This window comes from Staphylococcus sp. 11511212 (assembly GCF_011394755.1).
Classification (GTDB): Bacteria; Bacillota; Bacilli; order Staphylococcales; family Staphylococcaceae; genus Staphylococcus; species Staphylococcus chromogenes.
Genome location: NZ_JAANBQ010000003.1, coordinates 157,524 through 174,797, shown reverse-complemented (window position 1 = coordinate 174,797; position 17,274 = coordinate 157,524). Strand labels below are relative to the sequence as shown.

The following is a 17,274-nucleotide window of genomic DNA, read 5'->3' as shown; positions in this document are numbered from 1 at the left end:
CCTATTTCATTTCTTTTAAAATTAGAGCACTCCATGATTCAAATTCGTTAAAATCATTTATTTTATCTAAAGATTTCCATTCTATTTTTAAAGTGTCCGTCTCTTTTGCCTCTATTTTATTCGAATTGACTTTTATTTTAAACACAACACCAATGTGCACTTGCCCTACTTCATTTGAGTCATCATTAATAAATCCTATATGCTCTAATGCATTCGCGTCAGTCACCACGAGACCCACTTCTTCTTCAAGTTCACGACTCGCATTCACTGTAATTAACGATGAGATGTTTTGAGCGTGAGGAACGTCATTCATATGTCCTCCCACACCAATAGAACTTTGTCCGTGTAAACGTGCTTCTCCCCCTCCTGACAAACGTTCATAAACTAGAATTTCCCCTAGTTCATTTTCTAGCAAGCAATAAGAAATCAATTGCTTATAAGAAGGATCCTCTTCCATATCACCTCGACGTTTTATCTCATATTCATTTAAGGCTTCGAAAATTTCTGTACTTTTAGGGTTATGTTTTGCAATGAAGCCATTGAATGCATTTTTTTCATCATCAAAAAGTGTTTGACGTTTTACTACAGTAATTTGCTCATCAAATTTAGACATCATTTTCTCCTTTTTAACATGTTTTCTTAATGGTATCAAAGAAACCCTTAAGCTGAAAGAATTTTTATGTATGACGTACTCACACTATGTACAAAAACGCTTTTCACGTAAAGAATTCTTCTTCACTGTGAAAAGCGTTTAATTGTCATTATTATTTTAAAGCGTCTTTTGCTTTGTTAACTAATTCAGCGAAAGCTTTGTCGTCTGAAATAGCAATTTCAGATAACATTTTACGGTTAATATCGATACCAGCTACTTTTAAGCCGTTCATTAAACGAGAATAGCTCATGTCATGTTGACGTGCAGCAGCGTTGATACGTGTAATCCATAATTTACGGAAATCACGTTTTCTTTGACGACGGTCACGGAATGAATATTGACCTGATTTCATAACTTGTTGTTTTGCTACTTTATATAATGTACTTTTTGAACCAAAGTAACCTTTTGCTAATTTAATCGTTTTTTTACGACGCGCTCTTGTTACTGTTCCACCTTTAACACGTGGCATAATAAATTCCTCCTTTTATCTCTGGGGTATGCAGCTCATACCATTTAAAATATCTTATTTAACGTATGTTAATAATTGTTTTACACGTTTTGCATCGCTTTTAGAAACTAATGATGCTTTACGTAATTGACGTTTTTGTTTTGTAGATTTGTTTGCGAATAAGTGAGAAGTGTAAGCTCTAGAACGTTTTAATTGACCAGATCCAGTTCTTTTAACACGTTTCGCTGCTCCGCGATGAGTTTTCATTTTAGGCATAGTGAGTTCCTCCTATTAATCGTTGTTTATTTTTCGTTAATTGGGGCTAACATAAGAAACATTTGACGGCCTTCCATTTTAGGCTTCTGTTCCACAGTAGCAACATCTTTAGATTCATCTGCGAACTTTTCTAAAACACGTTGTCCGATTTCTTTATGTGTAATGGCACGCCCTCTGAAACGAATTGAAACTTTAACTTTATCACCTTTAGATAAAAATTTGCGACCATTTTTAAGTTTTGTATTGAAGTCATGTTCTTCAATTGTTGGACTTAAACGAATCTCTTTAACATTGATGATTTTTTGTTTCTTTTTCATTTCTTTTTCTTTCTTTTGTTGCTCAAATTTGTACTTACCATAGTCCATTATACGAGCAACAGGTGGCTTAGCATTAGGTGCAACAACAACAACATCTAAACCTAGACGATCTGCCATTTCTAATGCTTCATTTTTGGTTTTGACACCAATTTGGTCACCATTTTGACCGATAAGACGTAATTCTCTTGCACGAATCTTTTCATTTACTTGCGTTTGATCCTTAGCTATGGTTGACACCTCCATTAGTTTTACGAATGGTCCAAGTACAAAAAAGAAGCGAGGACAGTCTATGTCCCCGCTTCTAAATTCACATGAACTTCTTTCACATGTTATCGTTTACCTGCCAACTGCTTTATGCGTCGCTACAGGTGAGAAGCGGGTGCTTCTACTTGGTCCGTTTCGTAATCAACAGAACTAACTATACCAAGTTAATTCGAATTAGTCAACATGTTTTTGGAAGTTTTTTTCTTTTGTTGTAACTGATGGATCAAGATTCACTTCTTTTAAAGGAATCAATTTCGTTTTATATCTTAACTTATGATAAATGAAAAAGCCTAAAAATACAGGTATTCCCATATACGTAATGATAAATCGATTAAAATCAAAATGACCACTTTGTATTAAATCTACATCTTGACCGATAATTACAATGACACATAAAACGCCTGCCAAAATAGGACCGAATGGGAAGAGTTTTGCTTTATAAACCAATTTGTCTTTATCATAGTTTTGAGCATCAAAGGCTTTTCTAAAGCGGTAATGACTGATTGCAATCCCTACCCAAGCGATAAATCCTGTTAAGCCACTTGCTGCAACAATATACTCGTAAGCATTACCGCTCACTTGTTGCACAATAAAAATAATTATGACGATAGCAGCCGTTGCAATCATAGAAATAATTGGCGTTCCATTTTTGTTCGTATTACCAAAAATTCTCGCCGCTAAGCCATCTTTACTCATGGAATATAACATTCTCGTACTTGCATACATCCCAGAATTTCCAGCAGATAATACAGAAGTTAATATAACCGCGTTCATAAATGAGGCTGCAAAAGCCAAACCAGCATTTTTAAATACTAATGTAAATGGAGATGTCGCAATATCATCTCCGCCACCCATTAATGCTGGACTATCATAAGGAATCAACATTCCAATAATGAAAATGGCAAAAATATAAAATAGTAAGATACGCCAAAACACTTGTTTAATCGCTTTAGGGACTGCACGTTGCGGGTTTTCAGATTCACCTGCTGTGATACCCACAAGTTCTGTTCCTTGGAATGAGAAACCTGCAATAAGGAAGACACCAAAAATAGCGAGTAAACTACTCCCTATATTATCGCCTAAAATAGGGGCATCTCCTTTTGTGAAAGTATCAAATCCTACAGCTGAACCACCCATAATTCCGAGTATTGTTAAAAGACCTACAATGATAAAAATAATGACAGTTGCTACTTTTATGAAGGCAAACCAATATTCACTTTCACCGTATACTTTTACAGATAAGGCGTTCAAACTAAAAATGATGACCATAAATAGGCAACTCCATGCCCATGCAGGTAAAAACTGTAAAGGCGCCCAATATTGGATGACTTGTGCAGCAATGGTCACGTCAGCAGCTACAGTAATCACCCAATTGAACCAATAGTTCCAACCAAGCGCAAACCCTAGTGAGGGATCCACAAAACGTGTCGCATATGTACTAAAAGAACCTGAAACTGGAAGGTACGTTGCCATTTCACCTAATGAAGTCATTAAGAAAAATACCATAATACCAATAATGGCATAGCCTAATAATGCCCCCAATGGGCCTGCATCACCAATGGCACCCCCAGATGTCATAAACAAACCTGTGCCAATCGCCCCTCCTATCGCAATCATTGATATATGACGATCTTTAAGATGTCTTTGGACTGTGTTTTCTTTTTCCGAATGAACCTGACTCATATCATTATCCTTTCCCTTTTACCTAGAGGTAGGTGTTACAATTTAAGTCATTACTCTCTTAAAAAAACAAAGGTTACATTGAGAATGCAACCTTTGTTTCATGTATAACATAGATAGCACACCACTATTGTGACAGTCTAGCTTCTGTTCGAATACTAGCCCAGCAAAAGATGTTGATGGTTCACCTTTCACTTCGGCGTCTTTACCTTTTATTTGTGCAACATATGTCCCATTCGACTTCTGACAAACGACTTTTTAAAGACGCAACCTCTAACTAAATTCATATTCATTTATTAATAACTACTATAACTTAATCACAAAAGATTGACAAGTTATCTATGCTTTTTCAAGCGAATTTCGTCTACTAAATTCCAAATAAAATCATCTTTTTCAACTGTTTCTTGATCTTGAGAACCATATTTACGAACGTTCACTTCATTATTTTCTACTTCTTTATCACCAACAACAAGTTGGTAAGGAATTTTCTTCATTTGAGCTTCACGAATTTTGTATCCCATCTTTTCATTACGATCATCAATATTCACACGAACACCTTGGGATTTAAGTTCATCTTGAATTTGTTTCGCATAATCATAATGTAGGTCCACATTAACAGGAATGATTTCAACTTGTTGAGGAGCTAACCATGTAGGGAAAGCGCCTTTTGTTTCTTCAGTTAAGAAGGCAACGAAACGTTCCATTGTCGAAACGACGCCACGATGAATAACGACTGGACGATGTTGTTCACCATCTTGACCAATGTAAGATAAATCAAATCGCTCCGGTAATAAAAAGTCAAGTTGAGCCGTAGATAAGGTTTCTTCTTTACCCATTGCTGTCTTCACTTGTACGTCGAGTTTTGGACCATAAAACGCAGCTTCACCTGTTTCTTCTTCATAACTTAAACCTAATTCGTCTACAGCTTCTTTTAACATCGCTTCTGCTTTGTTCCACATGTCATCATCATCAAAATATTTCTCTTTATCTTCAGGATCACGATAGCTTAAACGGAAGCGGTAATCTTCAAACCCGAAATCTTTGTATACATCGATAATCATGTTTACAACACGTTTAAATTCATCTTTAATTTGATCTGGACGAACAAAAATGTGAGCATCATTTAAAGTCATTCCACGCACACGTTGTAACCCTGATACAGCCCCACTCGCTTCATAGCGGTGCATTGTACCTAGTTCAGCGATACGAATTGGAAGTTCACGATAAGAATGTGGCTTATTTGCATATATCATCATATGATGTGGGCAATTCATTGGACGAAGCACCATTGCTTCATCTTCATCTAATTGCATGACAGGGAACATATCATCTTGGTAATGATCCCAATGTCCAGATGTTTTATATAAATTTACATTTGCCATGACAGGTGTATATACATGATCATAACCGAGACTCACTTCTTTATCGACGATATAGCGTTCAATTTCTCGTCGAATTGTCGCACCATTTGGTAACCAAAGCGGTAATCCTGCCCCTACTAATTGATTGTTCGTAAAGAGTTCTAAATCCTTACCAATACGTCTATGGTCACGTTCTTTACGTTCTTCTAACATTTTAAGATGTGCTTTTAAGTCTTTTTTATCAAAAAATGCTGTACCATAGATACGCTGTAACATTTTATTATTACTGTCACCACGCCAATACGCCCCTGCTGTAGATAGCAATTTAAATTCTTTAATTTTAGACGTAGATGGCACATGCACGCCACGACATAAATCAGTGAATTCTCCTTGTGAGTATAGCGTTACACTTTCATCTTCAGGAATCGCATCAATCAATTCGAGTTTATATGGATCTTCACTAAAAAATGATTTCGCCTCTTCACGTGAAACCACACGACGTTCGATGGGATGATTTTCATTAACAATTTGTTTCATTGTTTTTTCTATTTTTTCAAAGTCATCACTCGACACTTTTTCTTCCATATCAAAATCGTAGTAAAAACCACCATCAATAACTGGGCCTACGCCAAATTTTACATCACCATATAAGCGTTTGATGGCCTGTGCCATTAAATGTGCTGTTGAGTGACGTAATACCTCTAGTGCTTCGTCGCTCCCTGGTGTAATAATTTCAATGTCGCCATTTTCTTCTAGTGGACGTGTTAAATCTACTAATTGTTGATTGAATTTACCTGCTACTGCTTTTTTACGTAAACCAGGACTGATAGATTGTGCGATTTCTTCAGTAGTTATTCCTTTTTCAAAACTTTTTTCATTTCCATCTGGAAAGCGTATACTTATCTCAGCCATATGCATCCTCCTTAAATTAAATAACGACTAAAAACAAAAAGACCTCATCCCAGAACAGGGACGAGGTCAATCGTGGTACCACCCTAGAAAAGTATGTTAAATAAACATACAAACTCTACATAAGATAACGGTCTTGAGCCGTGCACTCATTACAAGTGCCAAAATAGAGGGAGTAATAAAATACACTAAAAACTACACTCTCACCAACGGTAGCTCTCTGGATAATAGGAGGTATTTTATCGAATCCTCATACTTTTAGTCGTTCATTTAGTTAATTACATTATAACGCTTTTCTTAAAAATATCAACGCTTTCTATAATTTTCTCCTTCGAGTCGATAGGGTTGAGCGAGCGTTTTAACCCGTTCCATGATTCGCGCAGCTTTTGTCATTTCTGTCCCCCCACGCGTTACAGACAAATGGTGTTCAAGTTCATCGAGATTTAAATTCGAGCTAAAAAATGTGGGTAATTCTTGTATCATACGATAATGTAAAATAGGTCCAAGCACCTCATCTCTAACCCATGGAGAAATTTCTTCAGCTCCAATATCATCTAAAAATAATACCCTTGCTTCTCGAACTTCTTTAACTCTTCGGTCAGTTGAACCATCTTTAAAGCCATTTTTAAGTGTACGTATAAATTCTGGAACATATATGATAGTGGAAGACACACGGTTGCTTTTTAATTCATTGGCAATCGCTCCTAAAATGAAGGATTTGCCCGTTCCGAATTCACCATAAAGATATAATCCTTTTGTGGGTTGTTTTGCGATAATCTGATCAATCATCTCGTCTAATTGCATTGCCAATTCTAGGCGATTCCGACGATTCATATATATGTCTTTGATTTTGGCGTTCAATGTATCTGGATGCATATGAAATGAAGTAATCATATTACTATAAAACTTAGCTTCATCATGTTTGATTTTACATGGACACGGAATATATTTGATTTTAATTCGCTCGTTTTCAATATAGAGTTCGGGGATATGACCCTTAACAAAATTAGGACAGTTTTCATAAGTATGATGATCGTCATAGTTTTTTTGTTGATCTTTATATTCTTGTAAAATATTCAAATCTTCATCAATCATACGATTTGTTAATTCACTTTGATGTGCCTCTAAAAATTTTTTGACATCTGGATCTTGTAACACGTCGCGTTTGATTTTAGCGATTCTTTTTTCAAATGCTTCATTTGAACCAATAATGCTCCCAAACGATTTCATTCTTTCTCACCTGCCCGCTTTTTATTTTTTAGTTTATTTAGAAATGCATCTTTATCTTTTTGTAAACTTTCTTGATCCTCATCCTGTAATTTAAATTCGTCTGGATGTGTGAGCCAACGAGGCGTTTTTTCTTTTGACTGTAATTGTTCTTGAGGACGTTGTGATTTATAGTTTGAGTACGAACGTGATTGCTTCTCTTTGATTTTTTCAGCTAAAGCATGTGCAGATTTAGCATCAGTGACACCATTTTTTTTCCAGCTTGATGCGACTGAAAGCACATAATTTTTAGGTAAATTTTGGTCTTTTGAAAGCATCACATATTGTAATAACACATTAATTGCCCCAAAGCTCAATTGTTCTCTATTCAATAAATCTTCAATCATCGCTTTTTGTTGAGGCGTAGGTTCTGAGCCTCCCCATGAAGTCAGCATTACTATTGGACTCGTATTGTCCATTACCTCATACCACTCTTCCCAATTCGTTACTTCCACTGCTTCAATATTTTCATCTTCATTTTGCGAGTGATCGGTATTTGACTCAGTTAAAGATGGCAATTCTTGTTGGTTTTCTATGAGGTAATATTCTTGCGCTGTCTTTCGTAAAGTGGAAATAGATATACTTTGGTCACTATTTAACGATTTTAAAATCACTGTTTTCATCACATCGGGCGATAAACGATATAAAGTGGCTAATTGGATAATCGTTGTTTTGTTAGGTTCAGAAATCACTTCGTCACTTACATAATGCGTTTGCAACATATCTTTTAACAAATCAAAATCAAACGTGACGTCTGATAAATCTACACCTTCATATCGTGATTCAATCAGTTTTTGGTCCCGTAAATGATTGGATTGTTGAGGAACTTTAAAAACATCGGTGAATTTTTTGGTAACCTCTGTATAACCGGTTAAATCTTTTTGTTGAGGTATAAAAAAGCGTTTTATTTCATGATAGCGGGCCTGCCCCACAACCTGATAAAAATAAATAGATAGCATAGGATCATTGAAGAAACCAGATGGTGAAGGCGGTGGCACAAGTTCATATATAAATTCTGTCGTTTGTTGCGAATGACGGACGTAGGTTTTTAAAAGACCAATGCCTTCCAATAGATCTAGGTTTTTTCGAAACTTCAATAAATTGATTTTCAGTTCAGACATCACCGTATAATGAGTTAAATTGGATTCAAGAGGCTGTTGATGAAATTGTTCTAAATATAAATAATAACTTACCGCTTCAGCACCAATAAGTGGAATAAACAAACGATTCAACACTTCTTGATGGAGGCGATGGTAATGGAAAGGACGAATAACTTTAAATCCGTCATGTGCATTTAATTGACTATCAAACATGGAAACCATTTTATTCACTCCGCTTATTTTCATTGATGATGCCTTGCATTGATGTTAATAACTGATCCACATCTTTAAACTCACGATAAACTGATGCAAATCGTACGTATGACACTTGATCGACGTTTATCAAAAGATCCATGACATATTCTCCGATAGCTCTCGAGGAAATTTCCGCCATCCCTGAATCTCTAAGTCGCCATTCAACTTGGTTCGTAATATCCTCTAACTGTTGAAAACGAACAGGTCGTTTTTCGCATGAACGCACTAAGCCATTTAATATTTTTTCACGGTTAAACTGTTCTCTTGTGCCATCTTTTTTTACAACAATGAGCGGACTCATCTCTATATGTTCAAAAGTAGTGAAACGAGTCCCACAATGCTCACATTCACGTCTTCGTCTAATAGCATTTAGGTCATCCACATGTCTTGAATCAATCACGCGAGATTGCGTATTTTGGCATTTTGGGCATTTCACAACTTTTCACCTTCTTCAATATTTTTGTTTCATTATACTACAAACTGTTTTAATAACCAAAGTGCAACGTTCAAAAGAGCCAAGGCGCAAAGCACACCTTGACTCTTTTTGAGGAGTTTTACATATTTTTAATTATGCTGTTACTTTAATTGCCTCTGCAATTTGTTGTAAGACATCTACAACACGAGTTGAATATGCCCATTCGTTATCATACCAAGCGAGAACTTTTACTTTTTTATCTCCCATAACGATTGTAGATTGCGCATCGATGATTGCAGAATGACTATCAGTATTAAAGTCATCAGAAACGAGAGGTTCATCCACGATATCGATGACACCATTTAGATTATTGTCTCTAAATAATTGATTTACTTCTTCTTTCGTTACAGATTGTTCCAAATCAACGACTAAATCAACTAATGAAACGTTTTTTGTAGGAACACGTAATGCCATACCGTGTAATTTTCCTTCTAATTCAGGTAAAACAAGTGCTAAAGCTTTAGCAGCACCCGTAGATGTAGGAATAATACTTTCAAATGCTGCACGCGCACGTCGTAAGTCTTTATGTGGATTATCTAAATTATTTTGATCATTTGTTACTGCATGAACAGTCGTCATAAGGCCGTTTTCAATACCGAATTTGTCATTTAATACTTTAGCAACCGGCGCTAAACAGTTTGTTGTACATGAAGCATTACTGAAAATATCGTACTCATCAACATTCAAATCTTGATCATTTACCCCTTTAACGATGGTTTGAACATGTCCACCTTTTGAAGGACCTGTAAGTAAGACTTTTTTAGCTCCGGCTTTAATATGTGCATCTGCCTTGTCACCATGATTGAATTTCCCTGTAGCTTCAATGACTACATCAATTCCTAAGTCTTTCCATGGTAAATTTTCTGGGTTACGGTCAGAAACTAATTTTATCGTTTTACCCTCTACGATAATTCCATTTTCAGTAGGTTGTACTTCTTTATTAAAACGTCCATGCGTTGTGTCGTATTTGATAAGATGTGCAATCGTTTCTGGCGGATAGCTCGCATTAATTGCAACTACTTCTATGTCCTCTCTATTTAAAGCAATTCTTAATACCATACGTCCGATACGGCCTAAACCGTTAATCGCAATCTTTGTCGTCATGAAAAAAGCACTCCTTGTTAATGTGTTATACTTATATTTAAGAGTATATCATAATTATGCAAAAATGAAACCGTTTACGACGGAAAATTTTACGATTTAATGGCAATATCTCTACTTTCACTCCTTTTTTAACATCCATAGGTTTACATAGCATAATTACAGGTAATATTTAATCCATATATATACATAAAAATACCTCACAATTTTTACACTGTGAGGTATTTTTAGTTATGCTTCTTTAAGATATCCTTTTTCTGTTAAAGCTTGCTCAAGATTTTGTTTTAATTCAAGTTTAGTTCCGAAATTGTCAATGACAACATCCGCCATTCGACTTTTCTTATCAATTGAAATTTGACTGTAAATCCGTGCTTTAGCATCTTCAATTGACAATTGATTTCGCTCCATAAGCCGATCAATTTGAATACTTGGCGAAGTATAGACTAACCATACTTCATCCACAGTTTTCTCCAATCCATTTTCAAATAGTAACGGAATGTCCATCACAACATCATAACCTTGAGCTAAATATTGTTTTTTTTCGTTTTCCATAATTTCTCTAACAATAGGATGGATGATTGCGTTGAGTTTTTCTCTTTTTAGGTCATCGTAAAATATTTGTTGTCCAATATATTCACGATTCATTTCACCCTCTTCTGTAAGGGCTTCTTCTCCAAATTCAGCTACTACGTTTTTCAATCCTTCAGAGCCTTTTTCAACAGCCTTTCTCGAAGCTATATCTGCATCTACAATTTTAAATCCATGCGCTTTTAAAAGTTCAGCAACAGTCGATTTTCCTGTTGCGATTCCACCAGTTAATCCGATGACTTTAGTCATAACATACCTTCTTCCTTAAACTTGACAATACTTACAATAGTGCGTATTTCTTCCTCCGATGATGGCCGTTTCAATTGGGTTTTGACAATCTGGGCAACATTTTTGTTTATAGACTTTTAGATTATTTTGCATTGAACCACGTTGACCATCTGCATGAACATAGTCAGAAATACTCGTTCCCCCATTTAAAATACCCAATTCTAAAACTTTTACAACACTTTTAAAAATACGAATACGTTCCTCTTGAGATAAATCTTGGCTCAATCGGTGAGGATTTATTTTCGCATCAAATAACGCTTCGCAAGCATAAATATTTCCACAGCCTGAAATCACTCGATGTTCTAATATCATACGCTTAATGGGCATTTTTCGGAATTTTTTTTGTTCGAATTGCGCTAAGTAATGAGGTAAAGCTTCTTCACTAAAAGGTTCTGGAGCAATTTCTAATAGCGAAGGATATTCTTCAATACGTTCAACGTTTCGAATTTCACCGAACCTTCTTATATCTGAATAGACTAATAACCAATCATTACTCAGATGAAATATGACGTGCCAATGTTTACGATAATTAGCAATTGCAATATCATCAATACGTTTGACGACAAAAAAACCTCCGGCCATACCTAAATGTGAAATCATCATGCGTTGAGTTTCACCATTCGATAAGTCAAACAAAATATATTTACTTTTTCGGTATACACGATTAATTGTAAAATGAACGGTAAATTGCTCAAAAGCCTCTAAACTCATTCCTTTAACAATAGTCGCTTTCCCTTCAGCTTTTCCTTTTATGACATGACTAGAAAAAGTAACTTTTTCGATATCTGCCCCTTCGACGAAAGGTTGAATACCCCTTTTTACATGTTCTACTTCAGGTAATTCTGGCAATTAACTCCCTACTTTCTATTTTGCATCATACCATGTGTCACCATAATCGGATTCTACACGAAGCGGCACATCTAATTCTAAAGCATGTTCCATAATTTCTTCAACAAACTTGCTAAATGCCTCTACCTCATCTTTTGGCAGTTCGAAAATTAATTCATCGTGGACTTGAAGAAGTAATTTAGCTTTAAATGATTTCTCTTTCATTGCAGCATCCAATTGAACCATGGCGCATTTGATTATATCTGCTGCGCTCCCTTGTATTGGTGAATTCATTGCTGTACGTTCAGCGAATCCCCGTTTATTAAAGTTTCGACTCGTGATATCAGGAATATAACGACGGCGTTTTAACAATGTTTCAACATACCCATTTTGTTTTGCATCTTGAACTATTTCTTCCATGTAAGTTTTCACGCCTGGAAAATGATTTAAATAATCATCAATAAATTGTTGCGCTTCTTTACGAGTAATACCGAGGCTTTGGCTTAATCCGTAGTCGCTAATACCATACACAATTCCAAAGTTAACCGCTTTTGCTTGACGACGCATAAGTGACGTGACATCAGAGGCATCCACGTGAAACACTTTCATCGCAGTCGTGGTATGAATATCTTCATTTTCTATAAAAGCGTTTTGCAAAGTTGGATCTTTTGTAATATGTGCCAAAACCCGTAATTCAATTTGTGAATAATCTGCCGCTAATATGACACTGTTCTCATCTGTTGGTTTAAAAGCTTTTCGAATTTTACGACCTTCTTCGATTCGAATCGGGATGTTTTGTAAGTTAGGATCCACTGAAGAAAGTCGACCTGTTTGTGCCAATGTTTGGTTGAATCTCGTGTGAATACGTTGATCTTCCCAAATCACCTTTTGTAAACCTTCGACATACGTCGACTGTAATTTTGATAATGTACGATAAGCTAAGATGAGATCGATAATAGGATGTTGTCCTTGCAATTTTTCTAGAACATCTACAGCTGTAGAATAACCTGTCTTTGTTTTTTTAATAATCGGAAGTTCTAATTTTTCAAATAAAATGACACCCAGTTGTTTAGGAGAATTAATGTTAAAAGTTTCCCCTGCTTGGGCATGAATATCTGCAATAAGTGTGTCTAACTTTGCTTGAATTTCATTCTCCATAGCTTTCAAAGTGTTGATATCAGTATAAATACCTGTATACTCCATATCTCCTAAAATGATTGCTAAAGGTAATTCAATTTCCTCTAGTAACTCCATTTGCGCATTGCTCATCAGTTTTTCTTTCATAACGGGTTGTAGTACTTCAATGGCATCAAGCACCGTCGCAATGTGTGAGGATAAAATAGAAAAATCTGGGACTTTATAAGATTTGCCTTTTCCATATACTGCTGTATTTTCTTTAACTGAAGTCCCTTCATACAATGTAGCCACGGAAGCAACATCATCAATCGTCTGAGATGGATCAATGAGATAACTCCCTAACATGGTATCAAATGTAATATTTTGAATCGTCACACCTAAACGTTTCAATGCGACGTATGTTTTTTTGGCATCAAACACTAATTTTTGCGTATCGCTATTTTCTAACCATTGGACAAATGCGTCATGTTTAGAAATATTATTTGCCGGAATAACGATATATTCATCTACTGTTTTTAAGCCAATTGCTAGGATATCATTTTGGATATAATTATCACCGTCAACTTCTATGTGGATTACAGCTGAAGTTAATTGATGAAAATCTACATTGTTAAAATCTATTTGAACTTTGTATTCTTTTTGGGGAAAGTTTGTGTCAGTATTCACATCTACTTCATTTAAAAGTTGACGAAATTCAAGCGTTTTAAATAATTGGATTTTTTCACTTTCATCATTATTTTCAGGTCGCTTTGTATCCTCTAAAGAAACTTCAATCGGACTCTCTCTATTAATAGTGGCAAGTTTTTTACTCATTAAAGCATCGGCTTTACTATTTTCAAGCTTTTCTTTTAATTTTTTACCACTCACTTGGTCTATATTTTCATAAACACCTTCGACAGTCTCAAACTGATGTAACAATTTGAGTGCCGTTTTCTCACCGACACCTACCACGCCAGGTATATTGTCTGAAGTGTCCCCCATGAGTCCTTTTAAATCACGAATTTGATCTGGACTCAAGCCACCGTATTTTTCTGATATAAAATCAGGCGTATAATGATCCACATCTGTGACACCTTTTTTCGTGTAATATATTGTGACATTGTTAGATGCTAATTGTGTTAAATCGCGGTCGCCTGTGATAATAATGGTTTGCATGCCACGCTCATCAGCTTGACGACTCAAAGTACCAATAATGTCATCCGCTTCATAGTTCTCCAATTCATATCTTTGGATGTGGTATGCATCTAACAATTGACGAATATATGGAAATTGTTCACTCAGTTCAGGAGGTGTTTTTTGACGCCCACCTTTATAATCTTGATATGTTTCATGACGAAACGTTGTTTTACCTGCGTCGAAGGCAACTAGAAAATGTGTGGGCGCTTCCTCTTTGATAATCTTTTCTAATAAACGTGCGAAGCCAAATATTGCATTGGTATGAATTCCTGCCTTATTTTGTAGTAATGGCAAAGCGTAAAATGCTCGAAAGCTTAAGCTATTTCCATCAATTAATACTAATTTATCCACAACGGTCCCTCCTAGTTACTTTGAATTTATTTTATCATATCCCTTACCAAATACCCATTCGGACATTAAAACTCCATCTCATAGCCTCGCAAATTAAAAACATAATCTACACATATATGAAAAACTATTAGAAGCGATGATATGACTAGAAAGACGCTTCGTGAAATGCAAAAAAGAGGAATTTCGAAAATCAATGCGATTTCCATTCCTCTTTAATAAGTATTCATTATTCTGGTAATTGGACTCTAAATATTGACCCTTTTCCAAGCTCACTTTCAACTTCAATCGTGCCTTGATATCCTTCAACAATATGTTTTGTAATAGATAATCCTAAACCAGTGCCACCTGAATCACGGCTACGCGCCTTATCAACTCGATAAAAGCGTTCAAATATCCGGTAAGTTTCTTCTTTTGCAATACCAATACCTTGGTCTATCACTTCAATCACTTTACAGCGTTCTTTGTTATAAACACGTATCGTGATCGTTTTATCTGGTGGTGAATAGTTTACTGCATTAGAAAGTAAATTTACAATGACTTGAGACATTTTCGATTCATCTGCCATTGCGGTCACATTATCATTGATTTCATCAATAAGCTCAATATTTTTATCTTGAGCAAGCGGTTGAATCATTTCTAATGCATGATGGGCGACTTTCGATAAACGAATCGAATGTTTATCAAGCTCAGTATTTTGTTCAATTTTGGATAAATCTAATAAATCATCGACTAAAGACTGAATACGATTGGATTCTTTTAACATGATATTTAAAAACATGTCTAGTGAGGCCTCATCATTTTTGGCACCGTCTAATAATGTTTCAGTAAACCCTTTAATAGAGGTTATTGGTGTTTTCAACTCATGAGAGACATTAGCAACAAAATCTCTCCTTAAATTTTCTAATTTTTTGAGTTGTGTAATATCATGTAAAACGATAACCATACCTTGTAGTCTCTTTTTAGTACGTGTCAAAATTGGCACACATGAAGTATCAAAAAACTTTTGATGAATTTGATTCAAAAGTAATTCAACTTGATCATAAACAGGCTTTTCTGTACGAAACCCTTCTACGACTAATTTTTTTAAAGTCGGATGTAGTAATTTTTCATAGTTTTGCTGTTCAACATTAGTATTTTCATTAAAAATATCATAAAAGGTTTTATTCGCTACCACAATATTGCCATGTTTATCAATCATTAATACCGCACTAGGAATATTTTCCAATGTAGTCACTAATCTGTTCCTTTGAATTTTTTGTTCACTATTTAATCGTTCAAGACGTCGCGCTAATACATTAATTGTGACATACAATTCACGTGTTTCTTTTACACTACTTTCAGGGACACGCACGCGATAATTACCTTGAGTTAAAAGTGAAGCGGCATAAGAGACTTCATTTATTGGTTGGATGTATGTTCTGTTAATATATCGCACTGTGAAGAAGATAAGTGCAATGAAAACGATACCCATTAAAATTAAATATTTCCAAAATTGCATTTGAAGTGCATATACTGTATCGTATTCGCCACTCATTAATAAGGTCACATTTCCTTTTTCAATCCCAAATAAATATTCTCCAGCTTTACCATCTAAGATATAAACTGGATTTTCTGATTTCAATTGTCTTAATAACTCAGCTTTTCTTTTTTCAATATTAAAATCTTGCTTTGTATTGACGCGATAAGTTTTCCCTTTATCTAAAATTAAAATATTTGACTCATAGGTTTCGGCAAGAGATTGAATACGTCTATCGTTATGATTATGATGTAAACTAATGATTTGTTGCGCATGTTTTTGAAGTTCTTTCTTTTGATGTTCAACAGAAATAGTATATATAGAATTATGTACAATAAACCCTAATATAAGAAAACTTACAACAGTAATTGTTGTAAGTATGATTAATAATTTATGATAAAATTTAATCATTTATTTTGGACGCTCCAATTTATAGCCTAATCCTCGTACCGTTTTTATAAATTGGGGCTGTTTAGGGTTTTCTTCAAGCTTGTCACGTAAATGACTTATATGTACATCAACAATACGTGAATCTCCCGCAAATTCATAATTCCATACAGAATTCAACATGTGCTCTCTCGTAATGACACGTCCTTGACGTTCGACAAGGTACAGTAATAATTCAAATTCTTTGGGTGTCAGTTCTAACAATTCATCATGACGATAGACTTCAAAATAGTCAGGTCTAATACGGATAGGGCCGATGACAATATCTTCATCATCCTCTTCAGCACGTGCAGCATCAAATTGGGATGAACATCTCAAAATCGCTTTGACACGTGCCACGACTTCTCTAGGGGAAAACGGTTTAGTCATATAGTCATCTGCCCCAAGCTCTAACCCTAAAACACGATCAAATTCATCATCTTTTGCAGTTAACATAAGGATGGGCACCTGATTTTTATCAGAACGGATTGTTTTACATACTTCAATACCATCTTTTTTTGGCAACATCACGTCTAAAACAATTAGATCAGGTTTTGTTTCTTTTTCCTTTTCAATTGCTTCCTCACCATCTTGGGCAATTTCTACAAGGTATCCTGCTTGCTCAAGATTATATTTGAGTAATGTGACAATTGATTGTTCATCATCAACCACAAGCACTCTTTGCACCATTACATGTACCTCCTATGTATGATTAAGTTCATTATAACTTAAAATGAGCTTAAAAATAATATGTTATTAAGTAACTTTACAATATCTTAATAATCACTTAACAAATAAAACATCTTCGTACTTCATTTTTGTATTACCCACTTTTAAGTTAAATGAGTCAAAGCACGACG

15 protein-coding genes, 1 riboswitch and 1 other annotated feature are annotated in these 17,274 nt (G+C 35.2%); all 15 genes read right to left on the bottom strand.

Annotated features, from left to right (window positions below; genetic code table 11):
• Position 1: 1 nt before the first annotated feature.
• The 15 genes from G8Y84_RS02260 to G8Y84_RS02190 all read right to left on the bottom strand — a co-directional run bounded on the left by G8Y84_RS02260 (position 2) and on the right by G8Y84_RS02190 (position 17,104).
• A complete protein-coding gene (locus tag G8Y84_RS02260; protein ID WP_037574294.1) occupies positions 2–613 on the bottom strand; it encodes an NUDIX domain-containing protein in 612 nt (203 codons plus the stop codon).
• Positions 614–764: 151 nt separating this feature from the next.
• Positions 765–1,121 (bottom strand): 50S ribosomal protein L20, encoded by a 357-nt coding sequence (rplT, locus tag G8Y84_RS02255; protein WP_037574297.1) that lies wholly within the window; start codon positions 1,119–1,121, stop codon positions 765–767.
• A 54-nt stretch (positions 1,122–1,175) separates the two neighbouring features.
• A complete protein-coding gene (gene rpmI / locus G8Y84_RS02250; RefSeq protein WP_014613694.1) occupies positions 1,176–1,376 on the bottom strand; it encodes a 50S ribosomal protein L35 in 201 nt (66 codons plus the stop codon).
• A gap of 26 nt (positions 1,377–1,402) precedes the next feature.
• Positions 1,403–1,930 carry a translation initiation factor IF-3 gene (gene infC / locus G8Y84_RS02245; protein WP_165806223.1) on the bottom strand — a complete coding sequence of 176 codons (528 nt, stop codon included), beginning with the start codon at positions 1,928–1,930 and terminating at the stop codon, positions 1,403–1,405.
• Positions 1,931–1,955: 25 nt separating this feature from the next.
• Positions 1,956–2,090: a sequence feature (ribosomal protein L20 leader region), on the bottom strand.
• A 41-nt stretch (positions 2,091–2,131) separates the two neighbouring features.
• Entirely contained in the window at positions 2,132–3,640 is a 1,509-nt protein-coding gene (locus tag G8Y84_RS02240; protein ID WP_037574300.1) for an amino acid permease, read from the bottom strand.
• Positions 3,641–3,746: 106 nt separating this feature from the next.
• Positions 3,747–3,921, bottom strand: a riboswitch (Lysine riboswitch).
• A 51-nt stretch (positions 3,922–3,972) separates the two neighbouring features.
• On the bottom strand, positions 3,973–5,910 hold the full coding sequence (gene thrS / locus G8Y84_RS02235) for a threonine--tRNA ligase (protein ID WP_037574303.1): 1,938 nt from the start codon (positions 5,908–5,910) through the stop codon (positions 3,973–3,975).
• 303 nt (positions 5,911–6,213) lie between these two features.
• The gene (gene dnaI, locus G8Y84_RS02230; protein ID WP_037574305.1) at positions 6,214–7,137 is read right to left on the bottom strand and encodes a primosomal protein DnaI; all 924 of its coding nucleotides are present in this window, start codon (positions 7,135–7,137) and stop codon (positions 6,214–6,216) included.
• Positions 7,134–8,495, bottom strand: a complete 1,362-nt coding sequence (locus G8Y84_RS02225) for a replicative helicase loading/DNA remodeling protein DnaB (protein WP_069191681.1) — start codon at positions 8,493–8,495, stop codon at positions 7,134–7,136. Before G8Y84_RS02225 ends, dnaI begins: the two co-directional genes overlap by 4 nt.
• A gap of 1 nt (position 8,496) precedes the next feature.
• Positions 8,497–8,964 (bottom strand): transcriptional regulator NrdR, encoded by a 468-nt coding sequence (gene nrdR / locus G8Y84_RS02220; protein ID WP_037574309.1) that lies wholly within the window; start codon positions 8,962–8,964, stop codon positions 8,497–8,499.
• Between the two features lie 132 nt (positions 8,965–9,096).
• The gene (locus G8Y84_RS02215; protein ID WP_165806089.1) at positions 9,097–10,107 is read right to left on the bottom strand and encodes a glyceraldehyde-3-phosphate dehydrogenase; all 1,011 of its coding nucleotides are present in this window, start codon (positions 10,105–10,107) and stop codon (positions 9,097–9,099) included.
• Between the two features lie 228 nt (positions 10,108–10,335).
• Positions 10,336–10,941, bottom strand: coding sequence for a dephospho-CoA kinase (coaE, locus tag G8Y84_RS02210; RefSeq protein ID WP_037574315.1), 606 nt, complete (start codon positions 10,939–10,941; stop codon positions 10,336–10,338).
• 15 nt (positions 10,942–10,956) lie between these two features.
• Positions 10,957–11,829, bottom strand: a complete 873-nt coding sequence (mutM, locus tag G8Y84_RS02205) for a bifunctional DNA-formamidopyrimidine glycosylase/DNA-(apurinic or apyrimidinic site) lyase (RefSeq protein WP_037574318.1) — start codon at positions 11,827–11,829, stop codon at positions 10,957–10,959.
• Between the two features lie 15 nt (positions 11,830–11,844).
• Complete coding sequence (gene polA, locus G8Y84_RS02200) at positions 11,845–14,472, bottom strand: DNA polymerase I (RefSeq protein ID WP_165806088.1); 2,628 nt, start codon at positions 14,470–14,472, stop codon at positions 11,845–11,847.
• Positions 14,473–14,698: 226 nt separating this feature from the next.
• Positions 14,699–16,399: a two-component system histidine kinase PnpS gene (gene pnpS / locus G8Y84_RS02195; protein ID WP_105962862.1), complete on the bottom strand. Its 1,701-nt coding sequence runs from the start codon at positions 16,397–16,399 to the stop codon at positions 14,699–14,701.
• Complete coding sequence (locus tag G8Y84_RS02190) at positions 16,400–17,104, bottom strand: response regulator transcription factor (protein ID WP_165806087.1); 705 nt, start codon at positions 17,102–17,104, stop codon at positions 16,400–16,402.
• Positions 17,105–17,274: the final 170 nt, after the last annotated feature.

Bases quoted from the DNA above. Each gene is read 5' to 3' on its own strand.
- coaE (WP_037574315.1), bottom strand. From the start codon at position 10,941: ATGACTAAAGTCATCGGATTAACTGGTGGAATCGCAACAGGAAAATCG.
- G8Y84_RS02240 (WP_037574300.1), bottom strand. From the start codon at position 3,640: ATGAGTCAGGTTCATTCGGAAAAAGAAAACACAGTCCAAAGACATCTT.
- rpmI (WP_014613694.1), bottom strand. From the start codon at position 1,376: ATGCCTAAAATGAAAACTCATCGCGGAGCAGCGAAACGTGTTAAAAGA.
- G8Y84_RS02225 (WP_069191681.1), bottom strand. From the start codon at position 8,495: ATGGTTTCCATGTTTGATAGTCAATTAAATGCACATGACGGATTTAAA.
- G8Y84_RS02190 (WP_165806087.1), bottom strand. From the start codon at position 17,104: ATGGTGCAAAGAGTGCTTGTGGTTGATGATGAACAATCAATTGTCACA.
- G8Y84_RS02260 (WP_037574294.1), bottom strand. From the start codon at position 613: ATGTCTAAATTTGATGAGCAAATTACTGTAGTAAAACGTCAAACACTT.
- dnaI (WP_037574305.1), bottom strand. From the start codon at position 7,137: ATGAAATCGTTTGGGAGCATTATTGGTTCAAATGAAGCATTTGAAAAA.
- rplT (WP_037574297.1), bottom strand. From the start codon at position 1,121: ATGCCACGTGTTAAAGGTGGAACAGTAACAAGAGCGCGTCGTAAAAAA.
- G8Y84_RS02215 (WP_165806089.1), bottom strand. From the start codon at position 10,107: ATGACGACAAAGATTGCGATTAACGGTTTAGGCCGTATCGGACGTATG.
- thrS (WP_037574303.1), bottom strand. From the start codon at position 5,910: ATGGCTGAGATAAGTATACGCTTTCCAGATGGAAATGAAAAAAGTTTT.
- pnpS (WP_105962862.1), bottom strand. From the start codon at position 16,399: ATGATTAAATTTTATCATAAATTATTAATCATACTTACAACAATTACT.